This is a genomic window from Thorsellia anophelis DSM 18579, from assembly GCF_900111395.1.
In the GTDB taxonomy this organism is placed as follows: domain Bacteria; phylum Pseudomonadota; class Gammaproteobacteria; order Enterobacterales; family Thorselliaceae; genus Thorsellia; species Thorsellia anophelis.
The window spans coordinates 21,010-32,195 of record NZ_FOHV01000032.1 but is presented as its reverse complement, the minus strand read 5'-3'; the positions used below and the strand labels follow the sequence as shown (position 1 = coordinate 32,195).

Genomic DNA, 11,186 nt, shown 5'->3' with positions numbered 1-11,186 from the left:
AAACACCCGTTAGGAAAAACATGAGAGATAAACTCCCTAAAAACATTAGGAATTTTTGGAATGATAAAAGAAGAATTATTGAAAGTACAATTGGACAACTTGCTGAAAAATTCAATATTGAAAGAACATTCGCAAGAACAATGCTGAGCTTTACTAATAGGCTGAGCAGGAAAATATTATCACACAAGCTGGCCACCCTGTTCAATAAAGAACAAGGTAGACCCATTTTAAGTATCGCAGATCTCGCATTTTAAAAGTCGAGCATCGCGTTAAATACTGCTTTAGTAGAAGTTCTAGCGAATTAAGCACGATCTGCAGGAGGTTATCCATCCTGCGTAGTAATCATTCATGGAGGATGTTATTTAAGCAGCTGAAGCACCATATCAGGAACTTGATTTGCTTGTGTGAGGACTGATGTCCCAGCCTGTTGAAGTATTTGATATCTACTCATATTGGATACCTCAATTGCATAATCAGCATCTTCAATTCTACTCCTAGCTGCCGTTAAATTATTTGATGTTGTAGTAATATTATTGATGCTCGACTCCAATCGATTCATTACAGCACCAAGATCTCCTCGATAACTGTCAATTTTGCCTATTGCGCTATCAAGTTTTGCTAGTGGATCAATTGTTCTTGCAGTTTGAGCCTCTACAGGAAGCTGTGTCAATACTGTACCTGGCTCAGGATATGGATCTTGAAATAAAGATTCTTCTTTAAGGGTAAATGTATAAAGATCACTTACCTGTATTTGGTCTATAATAGGTTCTGCGTTAAGTATCAGATATTCAGGAGGCGAAACCTCATTAAATTCTGATGAAGGTGTAAGGTAATGTGTAATATCGGCAAGCAAATTTAATCCATTTGATAAACCTAATGCAGCTTGCTCCTCAGCTGGAGCATCAGCATTAGAACGAATTAATAATAGATAAATTTTATTGCCATCTGTAAGTAAAAATTCAGATGCATGTTCGTTTCTTAGAATATCAAAAGGTAATCCTGCAATTGCAGCAAAAGGTCTAGTGTCATAAGCTGATAAAACGTTTTCAGTGTATGGAAGAGTAATGCCTAGGTTTTGCAAAGTATTTAAAAGTGCAGTAGCATCTTTAGTTAATGTTTCACCAACTAAAACATGGCTCTCACCATTAGGCCCTAAAAATTGGCCTGTGGAGCCGACATGTCCAGGGTATAAGGTTTCAACTGTAAAATCAGAGGGAGCAAAAGTAGTTAGGCTGGTTTTCTTTGCAGGGTCGATTTTTGCAAAAAAGAAAGTTTCTGGTACTGTATTAACAGGTAACCTTAATTGTTCAAGCCTAGTCGTATCTGGATTTGGCTGAGTGATTCCTATTCGCATAAAAAATTCATTATTCCCATTAGTATAAATTTTTTCGCTAGCTGCTAATGTACCTGGACTCAAATTATATTGTCTATTGAATGTATCTAGTACTTTAGCTGAATCTGATTGGCGGATAATTGGGGTTTCCGCTAATGTACCAGGTAATCCTGTAATAAATCCAGCTTCTTCATTATTTATGGGCCTTACATTCTCTAAGGCATTCACATTGAAATAGCGAATACCAAGAGAACCTGTATCCATTTTCTGTGTATCAACGTTAACAGTTTCGTTATCATTTGCCCCAGTTTGTAATCTTAATTTTCCATCTTCATTTAAGACTTTTTTGCCATTAAATTGTGTTTCTGCTGCGGTTCTATCAATTTCATCTAGGCGCTGTCGGATTTCAGCTTGTATTGAGTTGAGGTCAGTATCACTATTGCTGCCATTTGCTGCCTGTACGCTGAGCTCTCTAATGCGCTGAACATTATCATTGATTGAGTTCAGTGCACCTTCTGCCGTTTGTGCGATTGATATCCCATCTGAAGCATTACGACGTGCTTGATTTAAACCTTTTATGTTTGTCGTAAATCTATTGGCAATAGCTTGACCTGCTGCATCATCTTTTGCACTATTAATTCTAAGTCCTGAAGATAAACGTTGTATTGCAGTTGATAGGCCACTATTTGATTTTAATAAGTTATTCTGTGTAGCCAATGAAAGCATATTAGTATTGATAACAGGCATTGCAACTCCTTAATTGTAATTTTTTTGAAATATCTTAACACTTATCGGAATTTTTTGTAATAACTTTACATGAATTAACATATTTATGCTGTGTTTTATCTGTTTTTGTGTGTTGAGATAATTATTAGGTTTTAATGATTTGATTTAAAATTAAATAACTTCCGTAAATTTACAATTTGACATAAATTTATCTACTAATTGTCGTAAGCGAGTAAATTGCTTGAAGGCTGGTATAGACTGATGATTGTTAACTTAGAGCGATAAGCGAGCAGTAAATCTATATGGCATAGATTTTAAAGTGTTTTTCAGAGTGTATGACATTTGATTATTTTGGTTATTAAAAAAAGTCATAAAAAATATTCACTTGATTTGATTTTTTATGTATTATAATTGAATTAATATTCATTAGTATTTAGGTTGAACAGAGGTCTCTCATACTGAAGGACGCGGTTCTATTGCATGATGTTGATAAATATCTTCTGAAGTATGACTAGTGTAATAAAATAAGCGCAACAAAAGTTAATTGTCATAATTACAAAATCATAGCCTAGCTCAAGAGTAGAACTAGCCGCTTAAAATTAGCTGCTTACTCATTTGCTGGTAAAATGTTCTAATCATTTTGGCAAGACCTGACACAACTGATTTTGGGTACCATCACTGGTCTGTTAATTTGGGTATTAACGTCTTTTAGTAGGTGCAATTTAGTTAAGATTGATTTTCAAATTATCATAAATTATTCACCTTGCTGTCTATTAATGGCTAGGGTTGTGTTGCATCGTTTAGTTGTATCTTAGAGTATATTTTATTTTACTTCATGGCTGGTGGGGAGGAGCACTGATTACTTTATATCAACTTCACTAAGCGGTAGGGGGATTTTTCGATTTGCTAAAGATTATGGCGAATATTTTTTATTTCATTTTTGATAATTATCTGCTTACTTTATATAAGAGGACAACAGCATGCACGATCTATTTGGCCGGTCATTTTTAAGATTACTTGATTTTACCCCTGTACAGATACAGAATTTATTAGAACTTTCGAAATCACTTAAATCCGCAAAAAAATTAAGTAGTGAACAGCAATATTTGGTTGGTAAAAATATTGCACTGATTTTTGAAAAAGATTCTACTCGCACCCGCTGCGCATTTGAAGTTGCCGCTTTCGATCAAGGTGCAAACGTTACCTATCTCGGTCCAAGCGGTAGTCAGTTTGGACATAAGGAGTCAGTTAAGGATTCAGCGCGGGTTCTAGGGCGGTTTTATGATGGGATACAGTATCGTGGATATGGACAAGAGATCGTAGAAGCATTAGCACACTCTGCAGGTGTTCCAGTCTGGAATGGTCTTACTAATGAATTTCATCCAACCCAAATTCTAGCAGACTTACTGACTATGCAAGAACACTCAACTAAAGCAATTAATGAGGTTAAATTAGTGTATGTTGGTGATGCACGTAATAATATGGGAAATAGTTTATTAGAAGCTGCTGCTTTGACTGGGTTGTCTTTAAAGCTTGTTGCACCTAAATCATGCTGGCCAGATAGGCAACTAGTTGAGCAGTGTCAACAGGCAGCTAAAATTACAGGTGGTTTGATTGAGTTGACAGAATCTGTTCAAGAGGGTGTAGTCGGTGCTGATTTTATTTATACCGATGTTTGGGTCTCTATGGGAGAAGCTAAATCAGCATGGGCTGAACGTATTGCATTATTAAAGCCTTATCAAGTGAACCAAGCCATGTTAGATATGACGAATAATCCGAATGTAAAATTTCTGCACTGTTTGCCTGCTTTTCATGATACTCATACCATTTTAGGCAAGCAATTAGCCGAAGAGTATGGGATGTCAAATGGTTTAGAGGTCACTGATGATGTATTTGAATCAGAACATAGTATTGTATTCGATCAAGCAGAAAACCGCTTGCATACAATTAAAGCTGTTATGGTGGCTACTCTCACTCATTTATAGCGGTGAAGATAGTTTTATTTTTCAACTAGGCTAGTCTAGAGTGATGGCATAAGAACAATAAGCACCAATAAGTAAAATATAAGTGGGCAAGATACTCATATTTCTTTAATGGATTTTGATATAGTAGGTGCTGATATAATTAGTGATCGTTGCGTTTAGTTAACTTGTCGTTATGATTGTTTTTTAAGCAATGAAGAGTTAAAATTCGCCATAACTTGCAAAATAGATATTAATGGTTTAACTTAACGGGCATAAGAAGTCGGTTTATTATACTATGTTATTTAATAAGCACTGAAAAATCAGACTTTGAAGTTGCATGGGTAGTAAAACTTATCTATGTATTGATTGTATTAAGAAGATAAGCGTGCAGGATCTTGATTAATTAGTAGACTGAATTAGTAGACTGCAACCAAATATTAACAGAGTTATAAAACTATAAAACAATATTTAAACCGCGACTTTATGTAATAGCAAAATTGCTATAAACATAAATCAATTTAAAAATTGACTAAACTAAATCATCGTTAAGGCAGAAAAGGAAAAAATGTTAGTTTCAAAAACAATTTTTACAATGCATCATCACCATCATACTGATTAATCTTTCAGGTGATGGTGCTTGGAAGATTATTAACTCTTCCAAGCGGTGTTGTAAGCCTTAACTCAAGACCCTCGGAAGATTCAATTTCGAGGGTTTTTTTATGTCATAGATAAAAGATAATCGGCGGTAAAAACACGTCGGCAGCAAAAATACTTCATAGTAAAGAACTAAATTGAGTCAGTAAGCTTAAAACTAAGTAAAAAAATAAAGTATAGAGCGTTGAAATATTTCTTGAAAAATAAGCTAGTATAGATCAATTTTAATTAACCTAATCGTATATTGAATCAACAACCAATTGATTCTATTAACAAGGAAATGACAATATGTTATCTAAAAATCGTTTACGCATTGCTATGCAAAAATCAGGTCGCTTGAGTGATGGTTCAAGAGAGTTATTAGCTAATTGTGGTGTGAAAATTAATTTGCATACGCAAAGACTCATTGCCTTTGCTGAAAATATGCCGATTGATATTTTACGTGTCCGTGATGATGACATTCCAGGATTAGTTATGGATGGCGTCGTAGATTTAGGGATTGTCGGGGAGAATGTGCTAGAGGAAGAATTATTAAGTCGCCGAGCAAAAGGTGAACACCCTAGCTATAAAATGCTAAGACGTCTTGATTTTGGTGGATGCCGCTTATCTCTTGCTACGCCTGTTGATGTGCCTTTTGATGGCATCCAGAGTTTAAATGGTACGCGTATTGCAACTTCATATCCTTATTTACTAAAAGAATATCTATCTAAACACGGAGTCAGTTTTAAGCCTTGTATGCTAAATGGTTCAGTAGAAGTGGCACCAAGAGCTGGATTAGCGGACTCTATATGTGATTTAGTGTCATCAGGTGCGACATTAGAAGCCAATGGTTTACGTGAAGTTGAAGTGATTTATCGTTCAAAAGCATGCTTAGTACAGCGTGAAGGTGAGATGAGTGAAGAGCGTTTAGCACTCATCAATAAATTATTAACCCGAATTCAGGGTGTGATTCAAGCTCGCGAATCAAAATACATCATGATGCATGCACCTAAAGATAAATTAGATGAAATTGTTGCTTTGATGCCTGGCGCTGAAAAACCGACACTCCTACCACTTGCAGGTGATCAGAGTAGAGTAGCACTCCATATGGTGAGCTCAGAAAATCTCTTTTGGGAAACCATGGAACAATTAAAAGCTTTAGGCGCGAGCTCAATACTTGTACTGCCAATTGAAAAAATGATGGAGTAATGAATTATGCCTGCCACATTTCAATTTAATGCTCCCATTAAGTGGGCTGATGCAGATGAAAAGACAAAGCAAGCACTGCTACAAAGACCTGCTATGGCTGCTAATATCTCGGTTAGTCAGGCGGTTGAGGCTATTATTAATCAGGTAAAAGATGGAGGTGATGCAGCTCTTAAGGCACTTTCGCTTAAATTTGATAAAACGACTATCAATTCGCTTTTGGTTGACTCATCAATCATTGAGGCCGCAGCTAATACGCTTTCAACTGAACTAAAAACAGCAATACAGCAAGCTAAATTAAATATAAGCACTTTTCATGAAGCGCAATTACCGAAATCAATATGTGTTGAGACGATGCCTGGCGTTATTTGTGAGCAAGTCACAAGGCCGATAGAGGCAGTTGGATTATACATTCCAGGCGGGTCAGCTCCTTTATTTTCAACGGTGCTGATGCTTGCTGCACCAGCAAAAATAGCAGGATGCAAGCGTTTAGTATTGTGCTCACCGCCTCCCATAGCTGCTGAAATTCTTTATGCCGCAAAACTCTGTGGTGTAGATGAAATTTATCAGGTAGGTGGCGCCCAGGCGATTGCTGCGATGGCCTTTGGAACAGAAAGCATCCCTAAAGTTGATAAAATCTTTGGGCCAGGTAATAGCTTTGTAACTGAAGCTAAAAGGCAAGTATCACAAGCTGTCGATGGTGCATCGATTGATATGCCAGCAGGGCCTTCTGAAGTACTTGTTATCGGTGATGAGCGAGCAAATCCTGCGTTTATTGCAGCAGATCTACTTTCACAAGCCGAACATGGTCCAGATTCACAGGTCATATTATTAACTGAAAGTGAAACACTTGCTCACAAGGTGATAGAGGAAGTGACTCGCCAACTTGCACTGTTACCAAGACAAAATATTGCATCTGAGGCATTAACACACTCCAGAATAATTATCACACGCTCTATTGATGAGTCGATTGATATCAGCAATCAGTATGGACCTGAACATCTCATATTGCAGATACATAATGCTGAACATCATGTAGAGCAGATTATGCATGCAGGATCAGTGTTTGTAGGTGATTATTCACCAGAATCTGCAGGGGATTATGCATCTGGGACTAACCACGTATTACCAACCTATGGATATACTAAAACCTATTCAAGTTTAGGACTTGCAGATTTTCAAAAACGCATGACGGTACAAAAATTATCAAAAGAAGGGCTAAAATTACTAGGGCCCATTATTGAAGTAATGGCAGAAGCCGAGCTTTTACAGGCGCACAAGCAAGCAGTTTCAATTAGACTTGCTGATTTGAATAAATAATTGAACTATTTCCATCATTCACTGACTGTATAATGAGACTTAAATATGGCAACCACACCGTTAAATGACACCGAACAATTGATTCGTAAATTAGCACGAGAAAACATTCAAAAACTCACTCCGTACCTTTCTGCAAGGCGTCTTGGTGGTAATGGAGATGTTTGGTTAAATGCTAATGAATACCCAACTAGTCCCACCTTAAAGGTCGTGTCTGATCTTAATCGATATCCTGAATGTCAACCTAAGGCAGTAATTGAAAGATATGCTTCTTATGCTGGCGTTAACCCTGATGAAGTATTAGTTAGCCGCGGCGCTGATGAAAGTATCGAACTATTGCTTCGCGCATTTTGTGAGCCAGGTAAAGATGCTGTACTCTTTTGCCCGCCTACTTATGGCATGTATTCAGTGAGTGCTGAAACATTTGGAATTGAGCGCAAGACGATTACAGCAAAGCAAGATTGGCAGTTAGATTTAAACGCTATCAAAGCTAATCTTGATAGCGTTAAACTTATTTATGTTTGTTCACCAAATAACCCGACTGGGAATATTGTTAATCCAGATGATATCAAAGCACTACTTGAACTAGCTGAAGGTAGGGCGATGGTCGCAATTGATGAGGCTTATATAGAGTTTTGTCCAGAACATAATAAAACTAGTTGGCTTAAAGATTATCCTAATTTAGTGATTTTAAGAACGCTTTCTAAAGCATTTGCCTTAGCAGGGTTAAGGTGTGGATTTACGATTGCGAGGGCTGAGATAATTGAGCTTCTTTTAAAAGTCATCGCACCTTATCCACTTGCTGTGCCTGTCGCTGATATGGCCGCAGAAGCGCTATTGCCTGAGGGCATTTCAACTATGATGAAACGGGTTGAGTCAATCAGAAAAAGTCGCGCTTGGCTTGTTGAAAACCTTAAACAAGATGCGCGCGTGGTTGAGGTTTATCCAAGTGAAACAAACTATATATTAGTTAGATTTAAAGATGCAGCTCCGGTATTTAAAGGACTGTGGGATGCAGGTGTGATTATAAGAGATCAAAGCAAACAAGTAGGCTTAGATAATTGTTTACGCATTACAATTGGCACACAACAAGAGTGCGAGGCAGTGGTCCACACCCTTAATCAGATTTAATCAGTTGGGTGGAGTTTAATAAAACAATTAATGTCATTAATAAGAATGGAAAAGGTTTTAATCTTTTCCATTCTTTGTATTATGAACACTCAAACTGCTATTGTTTCATACAACTCGTATATTCTGAATAAGCACCATCATTACCTTTAATTAGGGTATTTTCACCAGTAATAATGTCAATGACATAGACGCGTCTGAATGAATTTTCAGTACTTGACCAGTAATGGGTATCTTTGCCTTGTACCCATGTTGGTGGTTTGTGCCACTCTGACCAGAGAGAACCGATACCTCTTACCCCTTTACCTTGACTTAATTCCATTCTTGCAGGTATTTTGGCATTGATTGATGTACAATACGTTACTCCTGTATCAAATTTATAAAACTTAGGTGCCATAAACCATTTATCGATTTTAAATTCATAGCGATAAGCGTAGGTATCGTTCTTAGCCGTAATTCGGATAGATTTTCGAAGGCTACTTTCTTGCAGTGTCACAATCCCTTCACTCGTAACTGATGCAGCAGTCGGATCGCTAGATGACCAAACTAGGCTGTCATTGTTTATTATATTATCAGCAATAATTGTGAAACTTGCATTATCAAATCCAGTCGTTGGGAAATTTTGATAAGGATAGAATGTATAATTTTGCGGCGCAATAATTCGATTAACTTCGCGCAACCCTAAAAAGTTAACGATAACTGATTCAGTCATGTCTGTTCCTGATAAGGTTGCATTAATCGTGGCTTGTGAACTACCTGTGGTATTTTTATTCACATTGATTGTAATCATGCCTTCTGAGTTAGTTACTGCCGTTGTCGGAGATATCATAATATTACTGTTTGTCGTGTTAAAATTGACTCTTGCATTAGACACAGGTACTCCTTGGCCATCTCTTACAATAGCTCGGATAGAGTTAGATGATTCATTAGCAATTGCGTTATTTTGGACAATTTCTAATTCTAATGTCATAGCAGATTGAATAATGACATTAGCCGCATCACTCATACCATTATAATTAAATGTAATTAACCCGGATTTTGCGGCAGTATTATTGGGGCTAATTGTCACAACACCTATGTTATTCACCATAATATCAAAATCATTAGATTGCCAATTTCCTAAATTAGAAATGTCAGCTACGGTACCTTTTGAATAATAGCCATTAGCAGTGAGTGACTGTGATTGGGTATCACCTACAGTAAATGTTAAGGTTCTAGGTGTAATGGCAACATATTCTAATGCTTCAGCTCTGCTTGTAATAGTAATAGGCGTACCATTTCTTGATAAATCATCAAAAGGTTCAACTTTTAATTCAATCATTCTGCCTGCGATTGTATGCGAAATAACAGGTGAATCAGGCACTTTTCCTGAGTCTATTATTGTACCAGTTGATAAGCTTACTAGTTGATCTAGTACATTACGGTACGACCACGTATATTTAGACATATCTTTCGCACCTACCGCACCTCCGTGATTAAAATCATAAGTAGCACTTATTGGTTTTAATAGGAAAATATCATCTGTGAAAGCTAAATTATCGATACTAGGTGGTTTAGGAAATTCGTTACGAGGATCATTTGATAAAACAGATGCCGCTCGGCCTACAATATAGTATCCTGATTCTTTACGGATAGGCAGGACGGTGACTTCATAAATAGATCCTACATCTGAGGCGCTCAAAAGTGGCGAAGTCTTTGATGTCGTGTAATTAGGGTTGTCAAATTTAGCTAAGTTGGCTGTTGTACCCTGCTTGCCCCACCAAATACGAGAGACATCTTCAAAATTTCCAAATGTGTTAGCATAAAAAGTATACTCTACTTCAATCGATTGATTTACTGCAAATATACCTTTCATTCTTAAGCTATCTATATCAGGTTGTGCAAAATTTGTGACATTGCCACCGCCAGCATTAAGATTTTGATTCAGTTTTACCCCATCGTTAGGGTTCGAGGGAATGCCTGGCTCTAAATAGGGCGATTGACCAAAAAAGTAATCTAGGTCCCAAACTTTAATACTTTGTCCTGCTCTCGGAGTACCAGTACGAGCATATGGTGTGTAGGTAAATCCAATTCGTTTACCGGCCGCTTCAATAGGGATTTTTAAGGCCTGAGTATATAAGCTTGTATTGATATTACCAGGAGGCAATAAACTGCCTGGAAAACTAATGTTATTGATTAATCTTGGTGATAATTGTTCCCAATTGGTAATGCTCTGCCAATCATTCTCTTTGGGATCTAAAATATACCAATTAATCGTACCTGCATTATTGATATCACATATATCGTTATCTTGATCTTGGAAATCAAAAAAAGGTATCAGATCATTATGAGATACTTTGTTTTCATCGTAATTACATAATAAAGAAGGAATTGAAAGTATATGATTAACGGCGGTGACAGGTTGGTTATTTTCATCAAAGACATATCCCTCTTTAGCATCCATTTGAGTACCAATTGATTGCATAAAAGGGGCAAATCCTTTAATCGGTTTTGTTTTTTTTGTGCTTTCTAGATGTAGCGTAGCCGTAGCTGAATAAGACATGAGCGATAATAAAAAGCAAAGTAATAATTTTAAGTGGTTCATAATAGTCCTTTTTATAATTAAATACAGTGTTGAATATTTATTATGTTGAATGATTCATTATTAAGACAATAATGTCTATTAAATGTAGTATAGTGAGTTAGCCGTTTTAGTGATAAGTAGGTGCCTAAGATAGGTCACAGTATTACTGGGTGAATTTAATCACTTAAGTAACTCGTTTTAGTGCGTAGAGTATTTTGGAAATTAATTTTTTATTTATATTAAAATGATTTCATCAACAATCCATAAATAATATGGTTGCGATTTTATGCGTTAATTTTATCTATTCATATAACAA

The 11,186-nt window shown here is 36.6% G+C and carries 6 protein-coding genes, 1 pseudogene and 1 other annotated feature; of the genes and pseudogenes, 5 read left to right on the top strand and 2 right to left on the bottom strand.

The annotated features are described in order from the left end of the window. Positions 1–254 (top strand): annotated as a pseudogene (locus tag BMW37_RS12740) (IS982 family transposase); the annotation flags it as partial. A gap of 104 nt (positions 255–358) precedes the next feature. On the opposite strand, the gene BMW37_RS15335 reads toward BMW37_RS12740, so the two are convergent. Beyond that, entirely contained in the window at positions 359–2,080 is a 1,722-nt protein-coding gene (locus BMW37_RS15335) for a flagellin N-terminal helical domain-containing protein (protein ID WP_245711071.1), read from the bottom strand. A gap of 959 nt (positions 2,081–3,039) precedes the next feature. Between BMW37_RS15335 and argF the strand changes: the two genes are divergently transcribed. From argF to hisC, 4 genes are all read left to right on the top strand, one after another. Further along, the gene (argF, locus tag BMW37_RS12730) at positions 3,040–4,044 is read left to right on the top strand and encodes an ornithine carbamoyltransferase (protein ID WP_093321827.1); all 1,005 of its coding nucleotides are present in this window, start codon (positions 3,040–3,042) and stop codon (positions 4,042–4,044) included. Positions 4,045–4,617: 573 nt separating this feature from the next. Continuing rightward, positions 4,618–4,744: a sequence feature (His leader region), on the top strand. Positions 4,745–4,965: 221 nt separating this feature from the next. Beyond that, positions 4,966–5,865, top strand: coding sequence for an ATP phosphoribosyltransferase (hisG, locus tag BMW37_RS12725; protein WP_093321824.1), 900 nt, complete (start codon positions 4,966–4,968; stop codon positions 5,863–5,865). A gap of 6 nt (positions 5,866–5,871) precedes the next feature. Further along, positions 5,872–7,182: a histidinol dehydrogenase gene (hisD, locus tag BMW37_RS12720; RefSeq protein WP_093321822.1), complete on the top strand. Its 1,311-nt coding sequence runs from the start codon at positions 5,872–5,874 to the stop codon at positions 7,180–7,182. 45 nt (positions 7,183–7,227) lie between these two features. Then, the gene (hisC, locus tag BMW37_RS12715) at positions 7,228–8,310 is read left to right on the top strand and encodes a histidinol-phosphate transaminase (RefSeq protein ID WP_093321820.1); all 1,083 of its coding nucleotides are present in this window, start codon (positions 7,228–7,230) and stop codon (positions 8,308–8,310) included. 97 nt (positions 8,311–8,407) lie between these two features. Here the strand turns inward: hisC and BMW37_RS12710 are convergent, their stop codons facing one another. Then, positions 8,408–10,891, bottom strand: coding sequence for an Ig-like domain-containing protein (locus BMW37_RS12710; protein ID WP_093321817.1), 2,484 nt, complete (start codon positions 10,889–10,891; stop codon positions 8,408–8,410). Between the last annotated feature and the right edge of the window lie 295 nt (positions 10,892–11,186).